Annotated in this window: 25 protein-coding genes; 17 read left to right on the forward strand and 8 right to left on the reverse strand. The window is 56.3% G+C overall.

The genetic code is table 11. From position 1 onward, the window contains the following. The first annotated feature begins 116 nt into the window (after positions 1 to 116). Positions 117 to 869, forward strand: a complete 753-nt coding sequence (loiP, locus tag AAH446_RS17490) for a metalloprotease LoiP (protein WP_342907950.1) — start codon at positions 117 to 119, stop codon at positions 867 to 869. Between the two features lie 237 nt (positions 870 to 1,106). Here loiP and speB read toward each other — a convergent pair whose 3' ends face one another. The 3 genes from speB to AAH446_RS17505 all read right to left on the reverse strand — a co-directional run bounded on the left by speB (position 1,107) and on the right by AAH446_RS17505 (position 4,450). After that, positions 1,107 to 2,030, reverse strand: coding sequence for an agmatinase (gene speB / locus AAH446_RS17495; protein WP_342907951.1), 924 nt, complete (start codon positions 2,028 to 2,030; stop codon positions 1,107 to 1,109). Between the two features lie 298 nt (positions 2,031 to 2,328). Then, on the reverse strand, positions 2,329 to 4,305 hold the full coding sequence (gene speA, locus AAH446_RS17500; protein WP_342907952.1) for a biosynthetic arginine decarboxylase: 1,977 nt from the start codon (positions 4,303 to 4,305) through the stop codon (positions 2,329 to 2,331). Then, positions 4,298 to 4,450: a hypothetical protein gene (locus tag AAH446_RS17505; RefSeq protein ID WP_342907953.1), complete on the reverse strand. Its 153-nt coding sequence runs from the start codon at positions 4,448 to 4,450 to the stop codon at positions 4,298 to 4,300. Before AAH446_RS17505 ends, speA begins: the two co-directional genes overlap by 8 nt. Positions 4,451 to 5,137: 687 nt before the next feature. Between AAH446_RS17505 and metK the strand changes: the two genes are divergently transcribed. The 8 genes from metK to ruvX all read left to right on the forward strand — a co-directional run bounded on the left by metK (position 5,138) and on the right by ruvX (position 12,400). Then, positions 5,138 to 6,292 (forward strand): methionine adenosyltransferase, encoded by a 1,155-nt coding sequence (metK, locus tag AAH446_RS17510; protein ID WP_342907954.1) that lies wholly within the window; start codon positions 5,138 to 5,140, stop codon positions 6,290 to 6,292. A 411-nt stretch (positions 6,293 to 6,703) separates the two neighbouring features. Next, positions 6,704 to 8,101, forward strand: coding sequence for a sugar porter family MFS transporter (locus AAH446_RS17515; protein ID WP_342907955.1), 1,398 nt, complete (start codon positions 6,704 to 6,706; stop codon positions 8,099 to 8,101). 69 nt (positions 8,102 to 8,170) lie between these two features. Further along, positions 8,171 to 8,695 (forward strand): SprT family zinc-dependent metalloprotease, encoded by a 525-nt coding sequence (locus AAH446_RS17520; RefSeq protein WP_342907956.1) that lies wholly within the window; start codon positions 8,171 to 8,173, stop codon positions 8,693 to 8,695. Between the two features lie 107 nt (positions 8,696 to 8,802). Next, entirely contained in the window at positions 8,803 to 9,516 is a 714-nt protein-coding gene (endA, locus tag AAH446_RS17525) for a deoxyribonuclease I (protein ID WP_342907957.1), read from the forward strand. Positions 9,517 to 9,590: 74 nt separating this feature from the next. Continuing rightward, positions 9,591 to 10,322 carry a 16S rRNA (uracil(1498)-N(3))-methyltransferase gene (rsmE, locus tag AAH446_RS17530; protein ID WP_342907958.1) on the forward strand — a complete coding sequence of 244 codons (732 nt, stop codon included), beginning with the start codon at positions 9,591 to 9,593 and terminating at the stop codon, positions 10,320 to 10,322. 54 nt (positions 10,323 to 10,376) lie between these two features. Then, positions 10,377 to 11,324, forward strand: coding sequence for a glutathione synthase (gene gshB / locus AAH446_RS17535; protein ID WP_342907959.1), 948 nt, complete (start codon positions 10,377 to 10,379; stop codon positions 11,322 to 11,324). 90 nt (positions 11,325 to 11,414) lie between these two features. Continuing rightward, the gene (locus AAH446_RS17540; protein ID WP_342907960.1) at positions 11,415 to 11,978 is read left to right on the forward strand and encodes a YqgE/AlgH family protein; all 564 of its coding nucleotides are present in this window, start codon (positions 11,415 to 11,417) and stop codon (positions 11,976 to 11,978) included. Then, the gene (gene ruvX / locus AAH446_RS17545) at positions 11,978 to 12,400 is read left to right on the forward strand and encodes a Holliday junction resolvase RuvX (RefSeq protein WP_342907961.1); all 423 of its coding nucleotides are present in this window, start codon (positions 11,978 to 11,980) and stop codon (positions 12,398 to 12,400) included. The genes AAH446_RS17540 and ruvX overlap by 1 nt, the downstream gene beginning before the upstream one ends. A gap of 11 nt (positions 12,401 to 12,411) precedes the next feature. On the opposite strand, the gene AAH446_RS17550 is transcribed toward ruvX, so the two are convergent. The 4 genes from AAH446_RS17550 to uxaC form a co-directional block, all read right to left on the reverse strand. After that, the gene (locus AAH446_RS17550; protein WP_342907962.1) at positions 12,412 to 12,972 is read right to left on the reverse strand and encodes a YgjV family protein; all 561 of its coding nucleotides are present in this window, start codon (positions 12,970 to 12,972) and stop codon (positions 12,412 to 12,414) included. Between the two features lie 80 nt (positions 12,973 to 13,052). After that, complete coding sequence (locus AAH446_RS17555; protein ID WP_342907963.1) at positions 13,053 to 14,543, reverse strand: UxaA family hydrolase; 1,491 nt, start codon at positions 14,541 to 14,543, stop codon at positions 13,053 to 13,055. 10 nt (positions 14,544 to 14,553) lie between these two features. Then, entirely contained in the window at positions 14,554 to 16,005 is a 1,452-nt protein-coding gene (locus AAH446_RS17560) for a tagaturonate reductase (RefSeq protein ID WP_342907964.1), read from the reverse strand. Between the two features lie 115 nt (positions 16,006 to 16,120). Continuing rightward, positions 16,121 to 17,533: a glucuronate isomerase gene (gene uxaC, locus AAH446_RS17565; RefSeq protein ID WP_342907965.1), complete on the reverse strand. Its 1,413-nt coding sequence runs from the start codon at positions 17,531 to 17,533 to the stop codon at positions 16,121 to 16,123. Between the two features lie 423 nt (positions 17,534 to 17,956). Between uxaC and AAH446_RS17570 the strand changes: the two genes are divergently transcribed. The 4 genes from AAH446_RS17570 to exuR all read left to right on the forward strand — a co-directional run bounded on the left by AAH446_RS17570 (position 17,957) and on the right by exuR (position 21,719). Beyond that, positions 17,957 to 18,946: a TRAP transporter substrate-binding protein gene (locus tag AAH446_RS17570; RefSeq protein ID WP_342907966.1), complete on the forward strand. Its 990-nt coding sequence runs from the start codon at positions 17,957 to 17,959 to the stop codon at positions 18,944 to 18,946. Between the two features lie 45 nt (positions 18,947 to 18,991). Continuing rightward, the gene (locus AAH446_RS17575) at positions 18,992 to 19,513 is read left to right on the forward strand and encodes a TRAP transporter small permease (protein WP_342907967.1); all 522 of its coding nucleotides are present in this window, start codon (positions 18,992 to 18,994) and stop codon (positions 19,511 to 19,513) included. Beyond that, entirely contained in the window at positions 19,513 to 20,814 is a 1,302-nt protein-coding gene (locus AAH446_RS17580) for a TRAP transporter large permease (RefSeq protein ID WP_342907968.1), read from the forward strand. The genes AAH446_RS17575 and AAH446_RS17580 overlap by 1 nt, the downstream gene beginning before the upstream one ends. A gap of 116 nt (positions 20,815 to 20,930) precedes the next feature. After that, positions 20,931 to 21,719, forward strand: a complete 789-nt coding sequence (gene exuR, locus AAH446_RS17585) for a transcriptional regulator ExuR (protein WP_342907969.1) — start codon at positions 20,931 to 20,933, stop codon at positions 21,717 to 21,719. A gap of 4 nt (positions 21,720 to 21,723) precedes the next feature. Here the strand turns inward: exuR and AAH446_RS17590 are convergent, their stop codons facing one another. Then, complete coding sequence (locus AAH446_RS17590) at positions 21,724 to 22,719, reverse strand: type IV pilus twitching motility protein PilT (protein ID WP_342907970.1); 996 nt, start codon at positions 22,717 to 22,719, stop codon at positions 21,724 to 21,726. 15 nt (positions 22,720 to 22,734) lie between these two features. Here AAH446_RS17590 and AAH446_RS17595 point away from each other — a divergent pair, with 15 nt between their 5' ends. The 4 genes from AAH446_RS17595 to hemW are packed head-to-tail and all read left to right on the forward strand — an operon-like array spanning position 22,735 to position 25,755. Continuing rightward, on the forward strand, positions 22,735 to 23,442 hold the full coding sequence (locus AAH446_RS17595) for a YggS family pyridoxal phosphate-dependent enzyme (RefSeq protein ID WP_342907971.1): 708 nt from the start codon (positions 22,735 to 22,737) through the stop codon (positions 23,440 to 23,442). Positions 23,443 to 23,450: 8 nt separating this feature from the next. Beyond that, positions 23,451 to 24,005, forward strand: a complete 555-nt coding sequence (locus tag AAH446_RS17600; RefSeq protein ID WP_342907972.1) for a YggT family protein — start codon at positions 23,451 to 23,453, stop codon at positions 24,003 to 24,005. 24 nt (positions 24,006 to 24,029) lie between these two features. Next, complete coding sequence (locus AAH446_RS17605; protein WP_342907973.1) at positions 24,030 to 24,623, forward strand: XTP/dITP diphosphatase; 594 nt, start codon at positions 24,030 to 24,032, stop codon at positions 24,621 to 24,623. Next, entirely contained in the window at positions 24,616 to 25,755 is a 1,140-nt protein-coding gene (gene hemW, locus AAH446_RS17610; protein WP_342907974.1) for a radical SAM family heme chaperone HemW, read from the forward strand. The genes AAH446_RS17605 and hemW overlap by 8 nt, the downstream gene beginning before the upstream one ends. The last annotated feature ends 99 nt before the right edge of the window (positions 25,756 to 25,854 follow it).

The raw sequence follows: 25,854 nt of genomic DNA on the forward strand, positions 1-25,854 counted from the left end.
GCCACTATGTATAAGCGCCAGTACGGGTTATAACGCCCTTTTACTCAGCAACGATTCTTTTCTGCCTTCAGACAGACTATTGTTTTTATTTCCTTATTACTTTACGGCTGAAATACATGAAACTCTCTGCTTCACTTATCGCGCTCACCCTGACCGCCACGCTCTCCGGCTGCGCAAACCTTAATACCGATGCGCTGATGCAGTCCGGCGCTCAGGCTTATCAGGCCGCCACGCTCAGCGACGAACAGGTCAAAGAGCTGAGCGTCAAATCCTGTGCCCAGATGGACAGTGAAGCGCAGATCGCGCCGGCAAACAGCGTCTACGCTCAGCGCCTGGATAAAATTGCCAAAGCGCTGGGCGATAACATCAACGGCACGCCCGCCAATTACAAGGTCTATGTGACCAAAGACGTCAACGCCTGGGCGATGGCTAACGGCTGTATCCGCGTCTACAGCGGCCTGATGGACATCATGACGGACAATGAAGTGGAAGGCGTACTGGGTCATGAGATGGGCCACGTTGCGCTGGGCCACACCCGCAAAGCGATGCAGGTCGCCTATGGCACCACGGCGGCGCGTACGGCAGTCGGCTCAGTCGGCGGCATTGCAGCCTCGCTGTCGCAGTCACAGCTGGCGGATATGGGGGAAAAACTGGTGAACGCCCAGTTCTCTCAGGCGCAGGAATCTCAGGCGGACGATTACTCGTTCGACCTGATGAAAAAGCGTGACATTAATCCGCAGGGGCTGGTCACCAGCTTTGAAAAGCTGGCGCAGCTGGAAGGCAGCCATCAGAGCAGCATGTTTGATTCACACCCCTCTTCCGAATCGCGCGCGCAGCATATTAAAGATCGCATCGCTGCCGGGAAGTAAAGCCATTGAAAAAGGGCGGTCAGCCGCCCTTTGAGGTTTTTGATAACGTGCCGGCTCCGGGAACAAGGCCTGCTCGTAAAGACGCAAAAAGCATCGTCCCTGATAGCCCGGCCCGCGCCGTCCATGGCGCGGGACGCTTTACTCCCAGTCCCTGTTCCCCGAGCTTTACCTTTGTCAGCAGTCTGAAAGGGCGGTCAGCCGTCCTTTGTTCCGCATAACATCCTTACGGACATTAGATTACTCGCCTTTATTCACGGCCTGCACATGCAGCATGTCCAGCGCCAGCGTGGCAGCGGCAAGCGAGGTCAGATCGGACTGATCGTACCCCGGCGCAACCTCAACCAGATCCATTCCCACGATATTCAGCCCCTGAAGTGCACGAACAAGCCTGGTCGCTTTATCGGTAGTTAGGCCACCGATCACCGGCGTTCCCGTGCCCGGCGCGTGAGCCGGATCCAGACAGTCGATATCAAATGTCAGATAGATAGGCATATCACCCACAATCTGCTTCACCTGAGCGATGATATCATCGACGGAGCGATCGTTTACCTGCGCCGCGTCCAGCACGTTAAAGCCCAGCGAAGCGTCAAACTCGGTGCGGATGCCAATCTGTACGGATCGGGTCGGATCGATTAACCCTTCCTTTGGCGCATGGTGGAACATGGTTCCGTGATCGAAGGTAGGCCCGTTTGAGTAAGTGTCGGTATGCGCGTCAAAGTGCACCAGCGCCATTTTACCAAAGTATTTTGCATGGGCGCGCAGCAGCGGCAGCGTAACATAATGGTCACCGCCGAACGTCAGCATACGCTTCCCGTTCGCCAGCAGCTTTTCCGCATGAGCCTGAAGCTTGTCGGTCAGATCCTGCGAGTCGCCGAAGGCGTAAACGAGATCGCCACAGTCAACAACCTTCAGGCGCTGACGCAGATCGAAATTCCACGGCCAGCGGCAGCCTTCCCAGGCCAGGTTGGTGGAGATCTGGCGGATCGCGCCCGGGCCAAGGCGGCTGCCCGGCCGGCCGGAGGTCGCGGCGTCAAACGGAACGCCGGTAATGACCCACTCCGCATCGCAATCATACGGCTGGAAGTTAACCGGGAAACGCATAAAACCGAAGGCGTTAGAGACCAGTGAGTTATCGTACTGATTGCCCAGGGTGTTATTCATAGAAAGTCCTCTGTAGACAGGTGCCGGAAAAGCGCAGAGCCAGTTGCCTGAGTAGATGAAAAAAATCCCTTTCACGTCGTTAAGCCCGACGGGAAAGGGATTTATTCCTGCTGACGCAGAGGCTAAATTATCGCTGCTAACGCTCTGCTTCGCAAGCTTCCGCTCCTTTTCTCCATGCTGAAATGCAGGCTCAAAAGAACGTTATGCGAACGGAAGAGAAGCCGTCTGGCGGGACGCTGAAGCCTCCAGAGTAAAACGGGCAGAACCGCTGAAAAAAGGTTCCGCCCGCCGGCTTTACTTACTCATCTTCAAGATAGGTATAGCCATAGAGACCAGACTCAAATTCTTCCAGGAACTGTGCACGCAGATCCTCATCCAGATCGCTCTCTTTGATCTGATTGCGGAAGTGGGTCAGCAGCTCCTGCGGATCCAGCTGCACATACTCCAGCATATCCGCCACCGTATCCCCTTCATCGGACAGCTGCACTTCCACGCTGCCGTCAGGGAAGGCGAAGACGTCAACCGCTTCGGTATCGCCAAACAGGTTATGCATATTGCCCAGGATTTCCTGATAGGCGCCCACCATAAAGAAGCCCAGCATCGGTGGATTATCGACATCATAATGCGGCATCGGCATGGTAGTGGCGATACCGTCACCATCAACGTAATGGTCGATAGTACCGTCGGAGTCACAGGTGATATCCAGCAGCACCGCACGGCGCTCCGGCGATTTATTCAGTCCTTCCAGCGGCAGAACCGGGAACAGCTGATCGATGCCCCAGGCATCCGGCATCGACTGGAACAGCGAGAAGTTAACGTAAATCTTATCCGCCATCCGCTCCTGTAACTCATCAATAATCGGACGGTGCGCGCGGTTGCTCGGATCAAGGTGCATCTGGATATAGTGACAGATGCTGAGATAGAGCTGCTCGGCCCAGGCGCGCTGAGTCAGATCGTAGATCCCCTGCGAATAGCCGGTATGGATGTCGAACAGATCCATCTGGCTGTCGTGCAGCCATTCGCGCAGCGAGCGGCGATTACTTGGCTCGTGCATCTCCTGCCAGGTATCCCACAGGCTGAGCACCGGACGCGGAGCGTCGGCTTCCGGGGCCTGAGGTTCGCTAAACTCGTTACGCTCGACGCCGATAATATTAGAAACCAGCACGGTATGATGCGCCGTCACCGCCCGGCCCGATTCCGTAATAACGGTCGGGTGAGGCAGATTATGCTCCTCACAGGCGTCGCCGATGGCCCAGATCACGTTATTGGCATATTCGTTCAGGCCGTAGTTTACCGAGCAGTCAGACTGCGAGCGCGTCCCTTCATAGTCCACGCCCAGGCCGCCGCCGACGTCAAAGCATTCAATGTTGACGCCAAGCTTCGCCAGCTCCACATAAAAGCGGGCCGACTCACGCACGCCGGTAGCGATGTCGCGGATATTGGCCATCTGAGAGCCGAGGTGGAAGTGCAGCAGCTGCAGGCTTTCGAGCCGCCCCGCTTCACGCATGATGTCCACCAGCTTCAGGACCTGAGTGGCAGAAAGGCCGAATTTGGATTTTTCACCGCCGCTCGACTGCCATTTACCGGAGCCCTGAGACGCCAGGCGGGCGCGGATGCCCAGGCGCGGCACGACGTTCAGGCGCTCCGCTTCTTCCAGCACCAGCTTCACTTCGGTCATTTTTTCAAGCACCAGATAGACCTTATGGCCCATCTTCTCGCCGATCAGCGCCAGGCGAATGTACTCACGATCTTTGTAGCCGTTACAGACGATAACTGACCGGGTCATCCCGGCATGCGCCAGCACGGCCATCAGCTCGGCTTTAGAGCCCGCTTCCAGGCCCAGCGGCTCACCTGAATTGATCAGGGATTCAATGACGCGTTTGTGCTGGTTAACCTTGATCGGATAAACCAGGAAATAGTCGCCGCGGTAGCCGTAGGATTCACGCGCGCGTTTAAACGCCGCGTTAATTGAACGCAGGCGGTGTTGCAGAATCTGAGGGAAACAGAACAGAGCAGGCAGTCGCTGACCGTCGGCCTCGCGCTCTTTGACCAGTTTGGCCAGATCGACACGGGCTTCCGGCACGTCCGGATCGGGACAGACGCTGATATGGCCCAGCTCATTGACGTCATAATAGTTATTACCCCACCAGGCAATATTGTAGGTGCGCAGCATTTTGCTGGCATCTTGATCGCTCATGGCCACCTCCTGCATTGAACGGAGTACACCCTGTTCGCCTGCTGACGAACCCTTAATAGTCTTCATGTCGTCAGACATCGCGAGCCTCAAATTTCAATAATGCGGAATAGTTAACTACTATCGCAGGGAAACCCCGCAACAACAACCCATCGGACAGCGGGAAAGCCAGCATAAAACGCTGAGTTACCGCCTCAATCAGTACCTGAAGTATAACAGTAAACACGTAGCGGACTCCGGTAACGGGTCAGACGACCAGTGATACGCTCCCTCAGGAAAGCCTGAGAGAAACAGATGACGGCGATGGCGAGAGATTAGCCTGGGCGAATGTCAGAATGATGGCTCAGAGCGCCGGCATACGGATAAAGCGCACGGGCATAGTAGTCATAAGAAGGGGAACGTGGCACGCCAGAGCAGCGTAATTGATCGGATTTAAAAACGCCTGTGATCATTACTGTTATCACCTCCACACACACCAGATGGCGCGTGGAAAACCAAATATGCTGAGGGTGAAAGGTCAGGATGAAATCATCACCGCTGACGCGCCTGCCGCTAAACCGGTTGAGCAGGGTTTAAAGCAGCGGCGTTTTATACAGCCACAGCGCAGGAAATGCAAAATCAAATTGTGCGAAATGCGTAACCTGTCAGGAAAATTTGCCACCTGGCACGCGACAAGAAAGGCGCTTTCGCGAAAAAACGCTGGCAATCCGCTCAATGAGTAACCTAAAATAGCCGTCCAGATGTTAATCCATCTATACTGGTTAACTTCTAAGCGTCTTCGCATAACTATACTGCTCATGGCTTTGCCTGAGGGAGCGCTGAGAATAATCCAGATGCCGATCGTGCAAGCTGGTGCCCCGTCTTCAGCGCTATGCAGTCGATTTCAACCCGTTTTAGTAAGGTAAAGAATTAAATGGCCAAACACCTTTTTACATCCGAGTCCGTATCAGAAGGACATCCCGATAAGATCGCCGACCAGATTTCTGATGCCGTGCTCGATGCCATTCTTGAGCAGGATCCGAAAGCGCGCGTCGCCTGCGAAACCTATGTGAAAACCGGCATGGTGCTGGTGGGTGGCGAAATTACCACCTCTGCATGGGTTGATATCGAAGAGATCACCCGCAGCACCGTGCGTGAAATCGGTTATGTTCATTCTGATATGGGCTTTGATGCCAACTCCTGCGCGGTCCTGAACGCGATCGGCAAACAGTCACCGGATATTAATCAGGGCGTTGACCGTGCCGATCCGCTGGAGCAGGGTGCCGGCGATCAGGGTCTGATGTTTGGCTATGCCACCAATGAAACTGACGTACTGATGCCTGCGCCGGTGACCTACGCGCACCGTCTGGTTCAGCGTCAGTCAGAAGTGCGCAAAAACGGCACGCTGCCGTGGCTGCGTCCGGATGCCAAAAGCCAGATCACCTTCCAGTATGACGATGGCAAAATCGTCGGGATTGATGCCGTGGTGCTTTCAACGCAGCATTCTGAAGAGATCTCCCAGAAAGATCTGCAGGAAGCGGTGATGGAAACGATCATCAAGCCGGTGCTGCCTGCTGAGTGGATCAACGAGAATACCAAGTATCACATCAACCCAACCGGACGCTTTGTCATTGGCGGACCGATGGGCGACTGTGGTCTGACCGGCCGTAAAATTATCGTTGATACCTACGGCGGCATGGCCCGTCACGGCGGCGGCGCCTTCTCCGGTAAAGATCCTTCTAAAGTGGACCGTTCAGCAGCCTATGCTGCCCGCTACGTGGCAAAAAATATCGTTGCGGCTGGCCTGGCTGACCGCTGTGAGATTCAGGTTTCCTACGCGATTGGCGTGGCTGAACCTACCTCCATCATGGTCGAAACCTTCGGTACCGAGAAAATCTCTACCGAGCAGCTGACGCTGCTGGTGCGCGAGTTCTTCGACCTGCGTCCATATGGCCTGATCCAGATGCTGGATCTGCTGCACCCTATCTACCGCGAAACGGCGGCTTATGGTCACTTTGGTCGTGAACATTTCCCATGGGAAAAAACCGACAAAGCCGCGCTGCTGCGGGATGCTGCTGGCCTGAAATAACCGTCAGCTTGCAGAACTGAGGGCACCCAAGGGTGCCCTTTTTGCTGTCTGCTGACTGGCGGACTGACGAACGTTCGCTACACTTTTTCTGCTCAGTCCGCCAGCTATGTTACCGGTTACAGTCGGAAACATATTATTTTTCTTATAATTAAGAATTTACAGGACTGACAACCGCTACCGGAATGCGCTATTTTCAGCGCTGTCCGATAGAGGGCAACCAGGGAATTAAGAGAAACTGTTTAATGCTGTGTCTAACTGGTTATAAAGCGTAAGCGCGTATGATCCACCGGTTTTCCCGACAGATCTGAAGTGTAACCGATTACACCAGTGTGATCTGACGCACAGTTACGCGCGCGAAGGTTTTCTAACATTTATAACAACAATATGAAGTACTACTTACATGGAGGCTGTATGCCTGAAAATAAAAAGCAGAGCAGAACATCGAACAAGGCGATGACCTTTTTTGTCTGTTTTCTTGCAGCACTTGCGGGTCTGCTGTTCGGTCTGGACATTGGCGTCATCGCAGGCGCACTGCCCTTTATCGCTGATGAATTCAACGTCACCGCGCATCAGCAGGAGTGGATTGTCAGCTCGATGATGTTTGGTGCCGCCGTCGGTGCCGTTGGCAGCGGCTGGATGTCTTCACGCCTGGGCCGTAAAAAGAGCCTGATGATCGGCGCTATCCTCTTCGTTATTGGATCGCTCTGGTCAGCGATGGCACCTAACCCGGAAATGCTGATTGTGGCACGCGTGCTGCTGGGTCTGGCCGTGGGTGTCGCTTCCTACACCGCACCGCTTTATCTCTCCGAGATCGCTCCGGAGAAGATCCGCGGCAGTATGATTTCACTCTACCAGCTGATGATCACCATCGGTATCCTGGGTGCCTATCTCTCCGATACCGCATTCAGCTACACCGGCGAATGGCGCTGGATGTTAGGGATCATCACCATCCCCGCCCTTCTGCTTCTGGTCGGCGTCTGCTTCCTGCCGAACAGCCCACGCTGGCTGGCAGCGCGTGGTGATTTCCGCAGCGCACAGCGCGTGCTGGATCGTCTGCGTGACACCAGCGAGCAGGCGAAGCGTGAGCTGGACGAAATCCGCGAAAGCCTGAAGATCAAGCAGTCCGGCTGGAGCCTGTTTAAGGACAACAGCAACTTCCGTCGTGCGGTTTATCTGGGCGTACTTTTGCAGGTAATGCAGCAGTTTACCGGCATGAACGTCATCATGTATTACGCGCCGAAGATTTTTGAAATTGCAGGCTTCACCAACACCACCGAGCAGATGTGGGGCACCGTTATCGTTGGCCTGATCAACGTACTGGCGACCTTTATCGCTATCGGCCTGGTTGACCGCTGGGGCCGTAAGCCTACGCTGATCCTGGGCTTTATGGTGATGGCGGCCGGTATGGGCATCCTTGGTACCATGCTGCATGTGGGCATCCATTCAGAGAGTGCGCAGTACTTTGCGGTCGCTATGCTGCTGATGTTCATCATCGGTTTTGCCATGAGCGCCGGTCCGCTGATTTGGGTACTCTGTTCTGAAATTCAGCCGCTGAAAGGCCGCGATTTCGGTATTACCGTCTCCACCGCGACCAACTGGATTGCCAACATGATCGTTGGGGCAACCTTCCTGACCATGCTGAACACGCTGGGTAACGCGAACACCTTCTGGGTCTACGCTGGCCTGAACGTGGTCTTTATCCTGCTGACAATCATGCTGATCCCGGAAACCAAAAACGTTTCTCTGGAGCACATTGAGCGCAACCTGTTAGGCGGCAAAAAGCTGCGTGACATCGGTCATCGCGACTAAGTTAATCTGGCCGGGGAAACCCGGCCAGCCTCATTGCTATCCCTGCTTTCCCATCGTATCCTCTGCGTCATGAAACCCCTCAGACTTCCCATTGCCGTTCAGCAAGCCGTGATGCGCGCGCTGCGCGAAAAATTACAGCTGGCTAACCAGCGGCTGGAGCGCCACTATCCGGAACCTGCACTGCTGTACCAACAGCGCGGCACGGCGGCGGGCACCGCGTGGCTGCAAAACTGGGAAATCCGCCTCAATCCTGTACTGCTGATGGAGAATCAGGAGGCATTTATTAATGAGGTTGTGCCCCATGAACTCGCTCATCTGCTGGTCTGGAAGCACTTTGGCCGGGTGGCACCACACGGCAAAGAGTGGAAGTGGATGATGGAGAGCGTGCTGGGCGTTCCGGCGCGCCGGACGCACCAGTTTGCGATCGCCTCGGTGCGCAGCCGCACTTTCCCCTATCGCTGCCGCTGTCAGCAGCATCAGCTTACCGTGCGCCGCCACAACCGGATCCTGCGCGGAGAAAGTGAATACCGCTGCGTCTCCTGCGGGGAGCTTTTACAGCCGGGCGTCTACGCCTTGTCTGAAAAAGCGGTTTAATAGCGCAATAACAGGGAATTTAGCGCCATTTCAGCCGCACGCATTTCCGAAAACTGACAGCTTCTGTTACTCTCGCCGCCTCGTTTTTATCACCGATATTCTGGATTATGCTTCGCAAAATTACCGGCTGCCTCAGCCTTTCCCTGCTCGTTCCCGTCTTTTACGCACACGGCCTCAGCCTGGATAACTATCATCAGAACAGCTTCGGCCAGGCTAAATCCTATGCCGCGCAGATAAATGCGGACGCGCCCGGTACAATTTACTGCGGCTGTACTATTCACTGGAAAGGTAAAAAAGGCGTCCCGGACCTCGCGTCGTGTGGTTATCAGGTCCGTAAAAACGCGAACCGCGCCAGCCGGATTGAGTGGGAGCACATCGTTCCGGCCTGGAGCTTTGGCCACCAGCGCCAGTGCTGGCAGAACGGCGGCAGGAAGCAGTGCGCCAAAGATCCCGTGTATCGCCATATGGAAACCGATTTACATAACTTGCAGCCTTCCATCGGCGAAGTGAACGGCGACCGTGGCAACTTTATGTACAGCCAGTGGAAGGGCGGCGAAGGCCAGTATGGCCAGTGCGAAATGAAGGTCGACTTTAAAAACCGAATGGCAGAGCCCCCTGCCCGCGCCAGAGGCGTTATCGCACGAACCTGGTTCTACATGCGGGATCGCTATAAGCTCTCAATGTCGAAGCAGCAAACGCAGCTGATGACGGTCTGGAATAAACAGTACCCGGTGTCGGTGTGGGAATGTGAACGTGACGCCCGCATCGCCCGCGTGCAGGGAAATCATAACCCCTATATACAGCAAGCTTGCCAGCGGTAAAATCGCTGACCTAAACTAGTGCTCATCTTCTGGGCCGTGCCGCTGCGCGGCCTGTAACTTTAAGCAGGATTTCCATGCGTATACCCCGCATCTTTCACCCCGAAACCTTAACCCAGGGCAGTGAGATTTCCCTTTCCGACGACGCGGCAAATCACGTCGGTCGCGTGCTGAGAATGGCCCCGGGACAGGCCCTAGAACTCTTCGATGGCAGTAATCTGACTTTTACCGCCACAATCGTGCAGGCTGATAAAAAAAGCGTCCGCGTTTCGGTGGGCGAAAGCCGCGAAGAGAGCCGGGAATCCCCGCTTCATCTGCATTTAGGCCAGGTGATGTCGCGCGGCGAGAAGATGGAGTTCACCATCCAGAAAGCCGTTGAACTGGGTGTAAATACGATCACCCCCTTGTTTTCTGAGCGCTGTGGCGTAAAGCTGGACGCAGAAAGGCTGGCGAAAAAGATCCAGCAGTGGCAGAAAATCGTGGTTTCCGCCTGCGAGCAGTGCGGCAGAAACGCCGTGCCCGTAGTGCGGGCGCCGATGACGCTGGAGGCCTGGTGCGCGGAGCCGGAAGCGGGACTGAAGCTGAACCTGCATCCCCGCGCCAGCCAGAGCATTAATACGCTGCCGCTGCCCGTCAGCCGCGTGCGCCTGCTGATTGGCCCGGAAGGCGGCCTTTCAGCGGATGAAATCGGCATGACGGCACGCTATGACTTTACCGATATTCTTCTTGGCCCGCGCGTGTTGCGCACGGAGACCACGGCCCTTACCGCAATGACCGCTCTTCAGGTCCGGTTTGGCGATTTGGGCTGAACAAACGGCCTGCGTTCAAGATAGCTAGTAAGAAAGCTCACTGGAGAAATAAAAATGATTAAGCTTGGCATTGTGATGGACCCGATTACCTCCATCAATATTAAAAAAGACAGCAGTTTCGCCATGCTACTGGAAGCTCAGCGCCGTGGTTATGAAATCCACTACATGGAGATGAAAGATCTCTATCTGCGCGGCGGTGAAGCGCGGGCGCAGACCCGTACGCTGAGCGTTGAGCAAAACTACGATAAGTGGTTTGAGTTCGGCAGCGAGCAGGATATCGCCCTGGCGGACCTGAACGTGGTGCTGATGCGTAAAGATCCGCCTTTCGATACCGAATTTATCTACGCGACCTACATTCTGGAACGCGCAGAGGAGAAAGGTACGCTGATCGTCAATAAGCCGCAGAGCCTGCGCGACTGTAATGAAAAACTCTATACCGCCTGGTTTGCGGAACTGACGCCAGATACGCTGGTCACACGTAGTGCCAGCCAGGTACGTGAATTCTGGCAGGAGCATGGCGACATCATCCTCAAGCCGCTCGACGGCATGGGCGGCGCGTCAATTTTCCGCGTAAAGAAGGAAGATCCTAACCTTTCGGTCATCATTGAAACGCTGACCGAGCATGGCAACTTCTACTGCATGGCGCAAAACTATCTGCCCGCCATCAAAGAAGGCGACAAGCGCGTGCTGGTTGTGGATGGCGAGCCGGTGCCTTACTGCCTGGCGCGCATCCCTAAATCGGGCGAAACGCGTGGCAACCTGGCCGCAGGTGGCCGTGGTGAAGCCCGCCCACTCTCCGACAGCGACTGGGAAATTGCCCGCCGCGTCGGCCCCGCGCTGAAAGCGAAAGGGCTGATTTTTGTCGGTCTGGATATTATTGGCGACAAGCTGACTGAGATTAACGTTACCAGTCCAACCTGCATACGTGAGATCGAGGCCGCATTCCCAATCTCCATTACTGGTATGCTGATGGACGCTATTGAGAAACGCCTGGCCCGATAGCCTGAACGGGGTCAACGGCCCCGTACTCAACCGTTAACACCGTTCAAGGCGCAGGCCCTGAGCGGTTAACCCGAAGACAGAACCTTGATAATGAATTTACAGCATCATTTTTTGATTGCGATGCCCGGCCTTCAGGATCCGCTCTTTAAGCGCTCGGTTGTTTACATCTGTGAGCATAATGACGAGGGTGCCATGGGCATTATCGTCAATAAGCCGATGGAAAACCTTACCGTCGACGGCATCCTGCAGAAGCTTAAAATCATGCCCACGCCGCGTGAACCTGACAGCAAACTCGATAAACCCGTGTTTGCAGGCGGTCCGCTGGCTGAAGATCGTGGATTTATTCTGCATTCGGCCCAGAGCCTGTTTGCTTCCAGCATTCGCGTCTCTGATAACACGGTGATCACCACCTCCCGCGACGTGCTGGAGACGTTAGGCACGCCCGAACAGCCTGAAAATGTGCTGGTCGCCTTAGGCTACTGCGCCTGGGAAAAAGGCCAGCTTGAGAACGAACTGCTGGAAAACGCCTGGCTGACCACCTCAGCAAACAGCCTGATCCTTTTTCAGACGCCGATTGCGGAACGCTGGCGTGAAGCGGCGAAGAGTATCGGCGTCGATATTCATAAACTGACCAGCGACGCGGGTCACGCCTGATGACGATGATGACGCTACTGGCCTTCGACTTCGGCACCAAAAGCATCGGCGTGGCTATCGGCCAGCAGCTGACCGGCACCGCACGCCCGCTGAATGCCATTAAGGCCCAGGATGGTATTCCGGACTGGAATAAAATTGAGGCGCTGCTGAAAGAGTGGCAGCCCGATCGCGTGGTGGTGGGACTGCCGCTGAATATGGACGGCACCGAGCAGCCGCTGACCGCCAGAGCCCGCAAGTTTGCCAACCGCCTTCATGGCCGCTTCGGCGTGCAGGTGGATCTGCACGATGAGCGCCTGAGCACCGTTGAAGCGCGCGCCGACCTCTTTGCGCGCGGTGGCTTTCGCGCCCTTACCAAGGGCAGCGTGGATTCCCTTTCTGCGGTGATTATCCTCGAAAGCTGGTTTGAGAACGCCTGGTCCTGACCGTCACGCGTTTACTGTAGGGACGGACTTTCATCATTCGTTTTGACCTCTTTTTCCACCCTGAACGGATCGATTCCACGCAGCTGCAGACGGCGGAAGCGAATAATATTGATGCCGTTCACGATCAGGAAACTGCTTTCAATCAACGTTCCGCCGATGGATCCTAACCAGATGTTATGAATCACCCAGCAGCAGGTGGAACACCACATAACGCAGCGCGTTGTCAGCCCGCTGGTGCGAAACAGCGCCCAGGTACTGACGACCGTCGCGCCAACGGGCAATAACTCCATCAGGTGCTTCGCCTTAACCAACCCGAAAACTAACGTCAGCGAAATAAATATCACCATCACCCACAGGCTGCGGGTTCGCAGAGAAACCAGCGTACGCACGGAATTGAGCAAGGCGCTCATCCCGGCAGGCGCGGCGCCCATCAGCAGAAAATGCGTGCCAATAATCGCACTGTACAGGGAAAGCTGCTGCTTGAAGCGGCGGTCGCTGCGGTTGAAAAACATCGTGATGCCGACCAGAAAAGCCAGCACGCCAACCGACTGCGCAAACCAGTAAAACGTCATCTCCAGCGATCTCCTCTTTGTCGCCGCAACGCGACGCGCCGTCAGTGGCGCGCCGCTTGCCCTGCATTAACGCGGGAAGATCACAGTGTGACGCCGCTTTTGAAGATAGCAAGCTCCCGGAAGTCATTCAGTTCATTACAGGTTTTACGACCGTCGGCAATCGCCACAATCGCGTCCACAAACTCCTCCAGCAGCCGATCCATACTGACATCGTGGATCAGTTGTCCGGCATCAAAATCGATCCAGTGCGGTTTTTTCGCGGCCAGTTCGCTGTTGGTGGCCAGCTTCACCGTTGGCACAAAACCGCCGTAAGGCGTGCCGCGTCCGGTACTGAACAGCACCATATGACAGCCTGCCCCCGCCAGCGCGCTGGTCGCCACCGCATCGTTGCCCGGCGCGCTCAGCAGATTGAGGCCGGGCGTGGTAAGCCGTTCGCCATATTTCAGCACATCCATAACCGGGCTTTGTCCGGCCTTTTGCGTACAGCCGAGGGATTTCTCCTCCAGCGTGGTGATGCCGCCCGCTTTGTTACCCGGCGAGGGATTCTCGTAAATCGGCTGGTTATGTTCGATAAAATACTGCTTGAAGTCGTTGACCATATGAACGGTCTTTTCGAACGTCTGCTCATCGCGGCAGCGGCTCATCAGAATGCGTTCGGCACCGAACATTTCCGGCACTTCGGTCAGCACCGACGTACCGCCGTTGGCTATCACATAGTCGGAGAAGCGGCCCAGCAGCGGGTTCGCCGTTATACCGGACAAACCATCAGACCCCCCACATTCCAGACCGAATTTCAGTTCGCTGAGCCAGCCGCGTTCGCGTTTGTCCTCGCGCATTGCGGCGTAAAGTTCGCGCAGGCGCTCCAGTCCCGCCTCCACCTCATCGTCGTGTTTTTGCATCGTCATAAACCGCACGCGCTCGTCATCCACCTCGCCCAGCGTATCGCGGAACACATCAACCTGATTGTTTTCGCACCCAAGGCCTATCACCAGTACCGCGCCCGCGTTAGGGTGACGCACCATATTTTGCAGCATGGTGCGGGTATTAATATGATCGTCGCCCAGCTGGGAGCAGCCAAACGGATGGGTGAAAAGATGCACGCCGTCAATCCCTTCCGCGTCGTTGGTCTCTTTCAGAAAACGCGTCTGGATCTGGCGGGCGATACCGTTAACGCAGCCTACCGTGGGGATCAGCCACAGCTCGTTGCGTATGCCGACATCGCCGTTTTTACGCCGGAAGATCTGCACCTCACGATCCGCCATCTGCGCCGGCAACGTCATAAATTCCGGCTGATACTGATAGGTATCCAGATCGCTTAAATTGGTTTTGCCATTTTGCGAATGAATATGCTCGCCGGGGGCGATATCCCGCTGCGCGTGACCAATTGGCAGACCATATTTCACAATGTTTTCGCCAGCGGTAATCGCGCTCAGGGCAAATTTGTGACCACGATCAACCGCCTGCGCCAGTGTCACAACATGATTCCCAACGGTCACCTGCTCGCCCGCTTCAAGGTCGCGCAGTGCTACGCCGACGTTATCGGCGGAATGAATCTGGATAATACTTTGCATAGTTACTCTCTTAGCAATACGACGTCAGCGCTGCGCGCATACCGCGATCGTCAATCGCCTGTAAATGTTCAGTGACTGCCTGAGCCAGCTGCGGCACCGCATTGAGATCCGCACCCCAATGTTCTTTATCCGCCAGCACGGTTTCCACCAGTTCTGCCAGAGCAGTGTCACCGCTGCGTACCCCGTTCCACAGCTGGGAAAAACGGTTTAACCAGAGCGCATCATCCTGCAAAGGATAGGTTTGTCCGTCGCGCTCACCGCGATAAAACGCCAGCAGCGCCGCTAATGCGAAGGTCAGACGAGGTGGCAATACGCCATTCTTTTGCTGGCTGGCCAGCAACTGAGGGAGGATGCGGGTGCGGTACTTGGTCATGCCGTTCAGCGCTATCGACAGGAGCTGATGCTGGATAAAGGGATTGCTGAACCGGCTCATTACCGCCTGAGCAAACGATGTCAGTTCCGCCTGCGGCAGATCCAGCACGGGCGAGATCTCTTCCGCAATCGCCAGCTCCACAAAGCGACGGATTTGCGCATCGTTCATCGCTTCGCCCACGGTCTCTAACCCGGCAAGAAATGCCACCGGCACCAGCGCCGTATGCGCACCATTCAGGATGGCGACCTTGCGCGCTTTGTAGGGCTTGATGTCATCCACCAGCATAATATTGAGCGGCAGCTTATCCAGCCTCAGTTCCTGCGCCAGGCTCTTCGGTCCCTGAATAACAAAGAGATAGAAATGCTCAGCGCTGTCGAGGAAGCTGTCACGGTAGCCCAGCTCTTCTTCGAGGCTTTCCGCCTCGCTGCGTGGGTATCCTGTGACGATGCGGTCCACCAGCGTGGAACAAAACGTGTTGCTGGTGTTCAGCCAGTGGGTGAACGCCTCCGGTAACGCCCACTGCCGTGCATAACGCAGCACCAGTTCCTGCAACGCTTCGCCGTTATAGTCGATCAATTCGCACGGCAGCAGTATCCAGCCTTTGTCAGCAGCGCCGTCAAAATGGGTAAAGCGTTCAAACAGCAGACGGGTTAATTTTGCCGGAAAGCTGGCAGGCGGCGCATCATCAAAACGGTCGCTCTCCTGATAACTGATGCCCGCCTCCGTCGTGTTGGAGAAAACAAAACGGATATTGGGATCCTGCGCCAGCGCCAGATACTCATCAAATTGCTGATAGATGTTAATTTCGCGGTTTACCGATCGGATAACGCGGATCTCCCGCACCGCGTCGCCCTGCTCGTTCAGCCCGCTGATAATGGTGGTATACAGACCATCCTGCTCGCTGAGCGAGGGCGGGAAATCGGTATCAATAGGCCGCACAACCACGATGCCGGCATCCAGATCGGTGTGCTCATTTAGCAGATCGATTTGCCAGTCCACAAATGCCCGCAGAAAGTTGCCTTCCCCGAACTGAATAATTTTGTCGGGATGACGACGGCCAGGAAAGTCACGGCGATTTAATCTCTGCATGTCACATTTACCTTAATTTGATCGCACGTCGGTCTTTGAGGACAATATTGCCGCTCCGCCGCCGTTTGGTTATCGGGAGTCGTGATGGCGCGCAGCCAGGCGCGCCTTAAAGATCTCAGTTCAGTTCAATCTCGAAATACTGTCTGGCGTTATCGAAGCAGATATTTTTCACCATACTGCCCAGTAACTGGATATCCGCAGGCGCTTCGCCATCTTCCACCCAGCGTCCGACCATCTGGCACAGGACGCGGCGAAAATATTCGTGACGCGTGTAGGAGAGAAAGCTGCGGCTGTCGGTCAGCATGCCGACAAAGCGGCTCAGTAAGCCGAGGTTGGCAAGCTGCGTCATCTGGCGCTGCATGCCCTCTTTCTGATCGTTGAACCACCAGCCAGAGCCAAACTGCATCTTGCCCGGCATTCCTTCGCCCTGGAAGTTACCGACCATGGTGCCGATAATTTCGTTATCGCTGGGGTTCAGGCAGTAGAGAATCGTTTTCGGCAGGCCGCCTTCCATGCCCTGCGCGCCCAGCAGCTTCGCTAAAGGTTCAGCCACCGGCTGATCGTTAATGGAGTCAAAGCCCACGTCGGCACCAAGCAGCCTGAACATCCGGGTATTGTTATTACGCAGTGCGCCAATATGGTACTGCTGCACCCATTCACGCCGGTGATATTCCGAGGCCAGATAAAGCAGGACGCCGGTTTTGAACTGGGCGATCTCTTCTTTGTCCGGCATGACGCCGCTCAGGCGACGCGAAAGAATAGCATCCAGAGTTGACTCGTCCGCTTCGCCGTAAACCACCACGTCCAGCGCGTGATCGGAGACCTTGCAGCCATGTGCCGCAAAGTGATCCATCCGTTTTTTCAGCGCTTCACAGAGATCGCTGAAGCGGGTCACAGAAACATCCGCCGCGGAGGCCAGCTTATGGAGATAATCCGTAAAGGTTTCAGCTTCAATATTGAAGGCTTTGTCAGGACGCCAGCTTGGCAGGACTTTAATATCGAAGCTGCCGTCTTCGGCTATCGCCTTGTGGTGTTCAAGCGAATCGATCGGATCGTCAGTGGTGCCCACCATTTTCACATTCATCTGCTTCATGATGCCGCGCGCGCTGAAACTGTCCTGCGCCAGAAGCGCGTTACCGCGCTGCCAAATCTCGTCAGCGGTATCCGGAGAGAGCAGTTTGCCTGTAATGCCGAACGGACGACGCAGCTCAAGGTGCGTCCAGTGGTAAAGCGGGTTACCAATCGTATGAGGAACCGTGGCCGCCCAGGCATCAAACTTCTCACGGTCGCTGGCGTCACCGGTACATAAACGTTCCGCCACGCCATTAGTGCGCATGGCGCGCCACTTATAGTGATCGCCTTTCAGCCAGATATCGTACATATTCCTGAACTGATAGTTCTGTGCAATCTGCTCTGGGGGCAGATGGCAGTGATAATCGAAAATGGGCTCGTCTTTGGCAAACTCGTGGTAAAGGCGACGAGCCATTTCAGTGTCCAGCAGAAAGTCATCTGTCATGAAGGCGGTCATTCGGCTACTCCGTACAAGTGTTCTCGGTGAAAAGCAGAGTTATTGGACCAATTATTCGCTTTGCCAGACATCTCGTCCAGTCATCTTGCGCTAAAAACCCTGCCCAGGTCACAAAATCTCTCCGATTGCGTTAAGGAATCTTCTGCGCCGCTGTTTAGCAGCCAGACAGGCTTCGTGGCAGCCTGCCGGGCATGAATCAGCATCATTTCGCTCCTTTCAGCCGTTATTAACCGCATAAAATGTGACCCGCGTTGCGTTTATGGCATCCACTTCTTAGGGGTATTCGTTTTTTGTGATGGCTCTCAACATCCATAGATGTTCTACCAATTAGAGTTGGCACCTCGAAGATGTAGGACATTAAGACCGCATCCTCAGGGAAGAGGTCTGGCAGAAAACAACACACATACTTGAGGTTTCGCTCCAATGAAGATGAAAACGCTCACCGCCGCCATCCTGATGGCTGCCCCTTTAGCCCTGGCCGCCTTCTCTTCCCATGCCATGGACAGAATTACCCTGAAGCTGGCTCATAATCTTGACACCAAGCACGTGGTTCATCAGGCGCTGGCCGGGATGGCTAAAGAGATCGCTACCGCCTCTGACGGCAAGATGAAGCTGCGTATATATCCGGGTGGTCAGATGGGCGGTCCGCGCGAGACGCTGGAACTGCTGCAAAACGGCGCCCTGGATATGACTAAGGCGAGCGCCAGCGAAATGGAACCCTTTTCCCCAGCCTTCTCCATCTTCAGCCTGCCTTATCTGTTCAAGGATCAGGCCCACTTCAACAAAGTGATCTATGGTCCGATTGGCCGCACCATGATGGCCGGGACGCGTGACAAGGGCTTCGTCTCTATCGCCGCCTATGTCGCGGGCACCCGCAGCTTCTATGCCAATAAACCTATTCGCACACCGGCCGACATGAAGGGCATGAAGATCCGTATCGTCTCCACGCCGACCACTATCAAGATGATCGAACTGCTCGGTGCCGCACCGGCTCCGATTCCGTTCGGTGAAGTCTATACCGCACTCCAGCAGGGGGTGATCGACGGTGCCGAGAATAATGAACCCTCTTATGTGCAGACCCGTCATGTGGAAGTGGCCAAATTCTACGCCGAGGATGAGCACACCTCAGTACCGGACTTCCTGGTGATCTCGACCAAGGTGTGGGACAAGCTCACCGACGAGCAGAAACAGATACTGGAGACGGCGGCCAGGCACTCCGAAACCTATGAACAGGAACTGTGGGACAAGGAAGTGGCGGCATCCCGGAAGCAGGCAACCGAGGCGGGTGCCACTTTCATTAAGGTCGACAAGGAGGCTTTCCGCGCTGCGCTGGCCCCTCTGTATGACGATTTCCGCAAGGATCCGGTGCGGGGCGAGTGGCTCGGCAAAATCGAGAACGAAGCGGCCCAGTAATCATGAGCGGAGGGCGGCCCAGGTCGCCCTCCCGGGAGAAGAGCAATGCGTCTTGAAAAGTTCAAGCAACCCATCGACAGGCTACTCGCCATGTTCACCGTTACCGTGATGTTTCTGCTGGTGATCTGCGTGGTGTGGCAGGTGTTCAGCCGCTATGTGCTGTCACAGCCCAGCACCATGACCGATGAGATAGCCCGCTTCAGCATGATCTGGGTCGGTCTGCTCGGCGCCGCCTACGCGACCGGCAAACGCCGCCACCTGAGTATCGATCTGTTTACCTCCAACCTGCAGGGCACCCGGAAGCTCATCAACCAGCTTTTTGTGGATTTCTGCGTGCTGCTGTTTGCCGGTAGCGCCATGGTATGGGGGGGAATGACCCTGGTGACCAAGGTCTACAGCACGGGTCAGGTATCGCCTGCGATGCAAATGCCGATGGCCTATATCTATCTGGTGCTGCCGTTCAGCGGCCTCATCATCTGCTACTACTGCGTGATCTACATAGCGGAGACCCTGCTCGACAGCCTGGCTCCCCTTCCGGATATTGCCCCCTCAGAGGAGAACATCTGATGGATTGGACCATTGCTCTGGTCATGTTCGGCTCTTTCTTCGTACTGGTCTTCGCCGGCGTGCCTATCTCTTTTTCCATTGGTCTGGCGACGCTGGCCTCCGGCCTGATGTTGCTGCCTCTGGAAACCATATTAGCGGTGGTCGGTCAGAAGATGGCGACCGGCCTCGACAGCTTCTCGCTGCTGGCGATCCCCTTTTTCATCCTGGCGGGAACCCTGATGAACTGCGGCGGCATCGCACAACGACTGATCAACTTCTCCCAGGTGCTGGTAGGACGTATGCCGGGCTCCCTCGGCCACGTCAACGTTATGGCAAACATGCTGTTTGGTTCCATCTCCGGTTCTGCGGTGGCGGCTGCGGCTGCGGTGGGCGGCACCATGGCCCCCATGCAGAAGAAGGCGGGCTATGATCCGGCCTACTCTGCCGCTATCAACGTCACCTCCTGCATTTCAGGTTTGCTAATCCCACCTTCCAACGTGCTGATCATCTATGCCCTGACGGCAGGCGGCATTTCGGTGGCGACCCTGTTTATGGCGGGCTACGTGCCCGGTATCCTGATGGGAGTCAGCATTATGGCGGTCGGTACCATCATCGCCAGGCGCCGCGGTTATCCCATCGCCGAACGCCCCTCGTTCGCCATGGTGGTGCGCGCTTTCCTGGATGCTATCCCCAGCCTGCTGCTGGTGGTGGTGGTGATGGGCGGCATACTCGGCGGCATCTTCACCGCCACCGAGGCCTCCGCCATTGCCGTGGTTTACACCTTCCTGCTTTCCGTGGTCATCTACCGCGAGGTCAAAATCAAGGACCTGCCAGCCATCATGCTCGATTCGGTGGTGACGACCGCCATCGTGCTGCTGCTGATAGGCATCTCGGTAGGCATGTCCTGGGCAATGACCAACGCCGACATTCCTTACGCTATCAGCGATGCCTTGATGAATGTCTCCGATAACCCTCTCGTTATCCTGCTTATCATTAATGTCATCCTGCTGATCGTCGGTGTCTTTATGGACATGACCCCGGCGGTGCTTATCTTTACCCCCATCTTCCTGCCGATTGTCACCGAGCTTGGTATGAATCCGGTGCATTTCGGCATCATGATGGTGTTCAACCTCTGCATCGGCCTCTGTACGCCGCCGGTTGGCAGCGCCCTGTTTGTCGGCTGCTCCGTCGCTGGGGTAAAACTGCAGTCGCTTATCAGACCGATGCTGCCCTTCTTCTTCGTGCTGCTGCTGGGCCTGCTGGCCGTGACCTATATACCCTCTCTGAGCCTCTCCCTGCCGGGCCTGTTTGGCATGCATTAAGGCATCAGGTGCACGAATGAGCCGCTGGCTCATTCGTGCATTTTACGTTAAATTGGTATAATAAGTTCTCCATGCCGGGCGCGATGCCCGGCATTCGCAACAAAAGAGGCCTGGGTGTGAGTGACATTAATGAAGATGTCTTCGAGTCGAAACGGCTCTATCAAAAAGTCGCCGCCGAGCTGAAACAACGAATTGCGAGTCAGCTCTATGAGGTGGGCAAACGACTGCCCGCAGAGCGGCTCATCGCTGAAGAAATGAACGTCAGCCGTACCGTAGTGCGCGAAGCCATCATCATGCTCGAAGTCGAGGGTTATGTGGAGGTGCGCAAAGGTTCGGGCATTCATGTGATGTCTAATCAGCAGCGTCATCTGGTGATTGCCGACGATGGCAGCGAGTTTGGCACCGCCGGTCCGTTCGAGCTGCTACAGGCACGCCAGCTGATTGAAAGTAATATTGCGGAGTTTGCCGCAACCCAGGTGAATAAGCAGGATATTATGCGCCTGATGGAAATTCAGGAGCATGCCCGCCAGGAGGATCGTTTCCGCGACTCGGAGTGGGATCTGAAATTCCACGTACAGGTGGCGCAGGCGACGCAGAACAGCGCGCTGGCGGTTATCGTTGAAAAAATGTGGAGTCAGCGCCTGCATAATCCTTACTGGATTAAGCTGCATGAGCATATTGACGAGCGGTCGATCGAGAGCTGGTGTGAAGAGCACGATCTGATCCTGAAAGCGCTGATCCGCCGCGATCCCTACGCCGCCAAGCTGGCGATGTGGCAGCACCTGGAAAATACCAAACTGATGCTGTTCCGCGCCACCAGCGATGATTTTGAATTTAACGTTGACCGCTATCTCTATTCCGAGAACCCGGTAGTGCATCTTGAGCCCCCGCTAAAGGATAAATAGCGCATCAGGGCACCAGCCCCTGCCTGCGCCGCTCCAGCAGGCTCTGTTCGAAAGTCTGCATCCCCGCCTGCATACCGGTTTGCAGCAGCCCAGGCAGCTGGTGGGTTTTCCCCTCGCGGATCATATTGGCTACCGCAGGCGTGTTGACCAGCACCTCAAACAGCGCCACCCTGCCCTCATTACTACCCGGCTCCAGCTTCTGGGCAATCACCGCCCGCAGGCTGCCTGCCAGCTGGCTGCGGATCAGGTTTTTCTCCGCGCCCGGAAAAACATCGACCAGCCGCTCCACCGCCTGCGCTGCGCCGCGCGTATGCAGGGTGGCCAGCACCAGATGCCCGGTTTCCGCCGCCGTCAGCGCCAGCTGGATGGTCTCGCCGTCACGCAGCTCTCCCAGCAGGATCACATCAGGATCTTCACGCAGCGCGCCACGCAGCCCCTCGCTGAACGAGAGGCAATGCTGTCCGATTTCGCGCTGCTGGATCAGCGAAAGCTGGCTGTGATGGAGAAACTCGATCGGATCTTCCAGCGTGATGATGTGCCGATCCTGCTGCTGGTTCAGCGCGTTAATCAGCGCGGCCAGGGTGGTGGACTTTCCGCTGCCGGTCGCGCCGGTGACCAGCACCAGGCCGTCCGCCAGCCGGAGCAGATCATCAGCCACCGGCGGCAGTCTCAGATCGGCCAGCGGCGGCGCGGCGCTGGCAATCAGCCTGAGCGTCAGCGACAGCCCCTCCCGCTGCTGAAAAAAGTGGGCGCGCAGGCGCGTCCCGGCGCCAGTCGTGACGGCAAAGTCTACCTGCCCCACGCTCTCCAGCTGCGCCTGCTGCGTGCCGTCGAGCCAGGCGGCGGCCAGCCCCTCCAGCTCACAGGCCTCAACCGGTGGCCAGTCGGGGATCTTTTCCAGCCGGCCATGCCGACGCCAGAACGGAGAATGACCACTGCAAAGGTGCAGATCCCCGGCATTATGCTTTACACTAAGGGCCACTAACTCCTCAATACGCATATATTCTCCCTGACTATGACCTCGATTCAGCACAACTTACAGCATGTACGTGAGCGAATCTCCGCTGCGGCGACACGCTGCGGCCGCGATCCGCAGGAAATTACGCTGCTTGCAGTGAGCAAAACAAAACCTGCGGGCGCGGTCGAAGAAGCGTTCGCCGCCGGGCAATGCTGCTTTGGTGAAAACTACGTGCAGGAGGGCGTTGAAAAAGTGCAGGCGCTGGCGAATCCGGCCCTTATCTGGCACTTTATTGGCCCGCTGCAATCCAATAAAAGCAGGCTTGTTGCGGAAAACTTCGCCTGGTGCCATACCGTCGATCGGCTGAAAATCGCGGCAAGGCTTAACGAGCAGCGGCCCGAGGCGTTACCTCCGCTAAATGTGCTGATCCAAATAAACATCAGCGATGAACAGAGTAAATCTGGCATCATGCTGGAGGCGCTGAACGGGCTGGCGCAGGGTATCGCCGTTCTGCCGCGGTTAACGCTGCGCGGGCTGATGGCGATCCCGGCGCCGGAGGCGGATTATGACCGCCAGCTGGCCGTATGCCAGAAGATGGCGGAAGCGTTCCACGCGCTGAAAAAAGATTACCCAACCGTCGATACGCTTTCGCTGGGAATGAGCGACGATATGGACGCCGCTATTGCGGCAGGCAGTACGCTGGTGCGCATTGGCACCGCAATTTTTGGCGCTCGCGACTATGGCGCCGCCCACAACACTAATTAAGGAAAACCATGCTGACGTTGACTTTTCTGGTCAAGACCCTGATCGACCTGTACGTAATGGTGCTGCTGTTACGTATCTGGATGCAGTGGTCACGTTGTGATTTCTATAACCCGCTGGCACAGTTCATCGTGAAGGTCACCCAGCCGGTGGTGAAGCCGCTACGCCGGATCCTGCCTTCCATTGGGCCGGTGGATACCGCCTCGCTGCTGCTGGCGTTTGTGCTGACCACGCTGAAGTATCCGATCCTGCTGCTGATTCAGGTCGGGGCCTTCTCGGTCGATCCGATGAACCTGCTGGTGGGCCTGCTTTCGCTGGTCAAGTCGGCCGGTCATCTGGTGTTCTGGGTGATTATCATCCGCTCGCTGATGAGCTGGATAAGCCAGGGGCGGGGAGCGGTCGATCAGGTACTGATCCAGCTGACCGAGCCGCTGATGTCACCCATCCGCCGCATCCTGCCTGCGATGGGCGGCATCGATTTCTCCGCCATGGTGGTGATCCTGATCCTTTATATGCTGAATTTCCTCGGTATGGATCTCTTCCCCGGCCTCTGGTACCTGCTGTAACCCTGAATGAATTGTGGATGTGATATGCAAAAAGTTGTGCTCGCCACCGGCAACGCCGGGAAAGTTCGTGAACTGGCCGATTTGCTGGCCGCGTTTGGCCTGGATATTGTGGCGCAAACCGAACTGGGCGTGACGTCAGCCGAGGAGACCGGCCTGACGTTTATTGAAAATGCGATCCTGAAAGCGCGTCACGCCGCCGCGATAACCGGGCTGCCCGCGATTGCGGATGACTCGGGTCTGGCGGTGGATGCGCTCGGCGGCGCGCCGGGCATTTATTCCGCCCGCTACGCCGGAGAGGAAGCCTCCGATCTGCAAAACCTGAACAAGCTGCTGGGCGCGCTGGAAGCGGTGCCGGAAGGTCAGCGCCAGGCGCAGTTCCACTGCGTGCTGGTTTACCTTCGCCATGCGGAAGATCCGACGCCGCTGGTATTTCACGGCAGCTGGGAAGGTGAAATTACACGCAGCGCCGCAGGTGAAGGTGGTTTCGGCTACGATCCGATCTTTTATGTTCCGGCGCTGGGCAAAACGGCCGCCGAGCTGAGCAAGGATGAAAAGCGTGCGGTTTCTCACCGTGGAAAAGCGCTGACGCTGCTGCTGGATGCGATGCGCAATGGGTAATCTTCCTCCGCTCAGCCTCTATATTCACGTTCCCTGGTGCGTACAAAAGTGCCCTTACTGCGACTTCAACTCTCACGCGCTGAAGGGCGAGGTGCCGCATGAAGAGTATGTGCGCCATCTGCTGGCGGATCTGGATGCCGATCTGCCGCTGGCATCAGGTCGGGAGGTCAGCACGATCTTTATCGGCGGCGGCACGCCAAGCCTGCTCTCCGGCGCGGCGATGCAGATGCTGCTGGATGGCGTGCGGGCGCGGCTGCCGCTGGCACCGAAAGCTGAGATTACCATGGAGGCCAACCCCGGCACCGTCGAAGCTGCTCGCTTCAGCGACTATCAGCGGGCCGGGATTAACCGCATCTCGATTGGCGTGCAGAGCTTCAGCCAGCAGAAGCTGGAGCGGCTCGGGCGCATCCACGGCCCGGAAGAGGCGAAGCGCGCGGCCAGGCTTGCCGAAGGTCTCGGCCTGCGCAGCTTTAATCTCGATTTGATGCATGGCCTGCCCGACCAGTCTCTGGCGGAGGCGCTGGATGATTTGCGTCAGGCGATTGAACTCAATCCGCCCCATCTCTCCTGGTATCAGCTGACCATTGAGCCGAATACGCTGTTCGCTTCAAGGCCGCCGGTTCTACCCGACGACGACGCGCTGTGGGATATTTTTGAGCAGGGCCACCAGATACTGACGGCGGCGGGTTATGAACAGTATGAAACCTCTGCCTATGCCAAACCAGGCTATCGCTGCGAGCACAACCTGAACTACTGGCGCTTCGGCGACTACCTGGGGATCGGCTGCGGTGCGCACGGTAAGCTGACCCAGGCTGACGGCAGAATTATCCGTACCAGCAAAACTAAACATCCGCGCGGGTTTATGGCGGGCAACTATCTCGATCGCCAGCATGAGGTCAGCGACAGCGAGAAACCTTTCGAATTCTTTATGAACCGTTTCCGCCTGCTGGAAGCGGCGCCAAGAGTAGAGTTTGGTCGCTATACCGGACTGGATGAAAGCGTAATCCGTCCCCAGATTGATGAGGCGCTGGCTAAAGGCTATCTGACCGAAACGGCGGAAAACTGGCAGATAACGGAGAAAGGAAAGCTGTTTCTCAACTCACTGCTGGAGCTGTTTCTGGCGGAAGAGTAAGGCTTTTAGCGTACTAAAATTGATATTTATCAAGGATACTGCTTTGTTCAGGGGTTAATAAGAGTTCTCTTATTGGCAGTAAATTGTGGGAAATCGAAG

The organism is Erwinia psychrophila (genome assembly GCF_039023475.1).
Lineage (GTDB): Bacteria > Pseudomonadota > Gammaproteobacteria > Enterobacterales > Enterobacteriaceae > Erwinia.

Bases quoted from the DNA above. Each gene is read 5' to 3' on its own strand.
- loiP (WP_342907950.1), top strand. From the start codon at position 117: ATGAAACTCTCTGCTTCACTTATCGCGCTCACCCTGACCGCCACGCTC.
- speB (WP_342907951.1), bottom strand. From the start codon at position 2,030: ATGAATAACACCCTGGGCAATCAGTACGATAACTCACTGGTCTCTAAC.
- speA (WP_342907952.1), bottom strand. From the start codon at position 4,305: ATGTCTGACGACATGAAGACTATTAAGGGTTCGTCAGCAGGCGAACAG.
- metK (WP_342907954.1), top strand. From the start codon at position 5,138: ATGGCCAAACACCTTTTTACATCCGAGTCCGTATCAGAAGGACATCCC.
- AAH446_RS17515 (WP_342907955.1), top strand. From the start codon at position 6,704: ATGCCTGAAAATAAAAAGCAGAGCAGAACATCGAACAAGGCGATGACC.
- AAH446_RS17520 (WP_342907956.1), top strand. From the start codon at position 8,171: ATGAAACCCCTCAGACTTCCCATTGCCGTTCAGCAAGCCGTGATGCGC.
- endA (WP_342907957.1), top strand. From the start codon at position 8,803: ATGCTTCGCAAAATTACCGGCTGCCTCAGCCTTTCCCTGCTCGTTCCC.
- rsmE (WP_342907958.1), top strand. From the start codon at position 9,591: ATGCGTATACCCCGCATCTTTCACCCCGAAACCTTAACCCAGGGCAGT.
- gshB (WP_342907959.1), top strand. From the start codon at position 10,377: ATGATTAAGCTTGGCATTGTGATGGACCCGATTACCTCCATCAATATT.
- AAH446_RS17540 (WP_342907960.1), top strand. From the start codon at position 11,415: ATGAATTTACAGCATCATTTTTTGATTGCGATGCCCGGCCTTCAGGAT.
- ruvX (WP_342907961.1), top strand. From the start codon at position 11,978: ATGACGATGATGACGCTACTGGCCTTCGACTTCGGCACCAAAAGCATC.
- AAH446_RS17550 (WP_342907962.1), bottom strand. From the start codon at position 12,972: ATGACGTTTTACTGGTTTGCGCAGTCGGTTGGCGTGCTGGCTTTTCTG.
- AAH446_RS17555 (WP_342907963.1), bottom strand. From the start codon at position 14,543: ATGCAAAGTATTATCCAGATTCATTCCGCCGATAACGTCGGCGTAGCA.
- AAH446_RS17560 (WP_342907964.1), bottom strand. From the start codon at position 16,005: ATGCAGAGATTAAATCGCCGTGACTTTCCTGGCCGTCGTCATCCCGAC.
- uxaC (WP_342907965.1), bottom strand. From the start codon at position 17,533: ATGACCGCCTTCATGACAGATGACTTTCTGCTGGACACTGAAATGGCT.
- AAH446_RS17570 (WP_342907966.1), top strand. From the start codon at position 17,957: ATGAAGATGAAAACGCTCACCGCCGCCATCCTGATGGCTGCCCCTTTA.
- AAH446_RS17575 (WP_342907967.1), top strand. From the start codon at position 18,992: ATGCGTCTTGAAAAGTTCAAGCAACCCATCGACAGGCTACTCGCCATG.
- AAH446_RS17580 (WP_342907968.1), top strand. From the start codon at position 19,513: ATGGATTGGACCATTGCTCTGGTCATGTTCGGCTCTTTCTTCGTACTG.
- AAH446_RS17590 (WP_342907970.1), bottom strand. From the start codon at position 22,719: ATGCGTATTGAGGAGTTAGTGGCCCTTAGTGTAAAGCATAATGCCGGG.
- AAH446_RS17595 (WP_342907971.1), top strand. From the start codon at position 22,735: ATGACCTCGATTCAGCACAACTTACAGCATGTACGTGAGCGAATCTCC.
- AAH446_RS17600 (WP_342907972.1), top strand. From the start codon at position 23,451: ATGCTGACGTTGACTTTTCTGGTCAAGACCCTGATCGACCTGTACGTA.
- AAH446_RS17605 (WP_342907973.1), top strand. From the start codon at position 24,030: ATGCAAAAAGTTGTGCTCGCCACCGGCAACGCCGGGAAAGTTCGTGAA.
- hemW (WP_342907974.1), top strand. From the start codon at position 24,616: ATGGGTAATCTTCCTCCGCTCAGCCTCTATATTCACGTTCCCTGGTGC.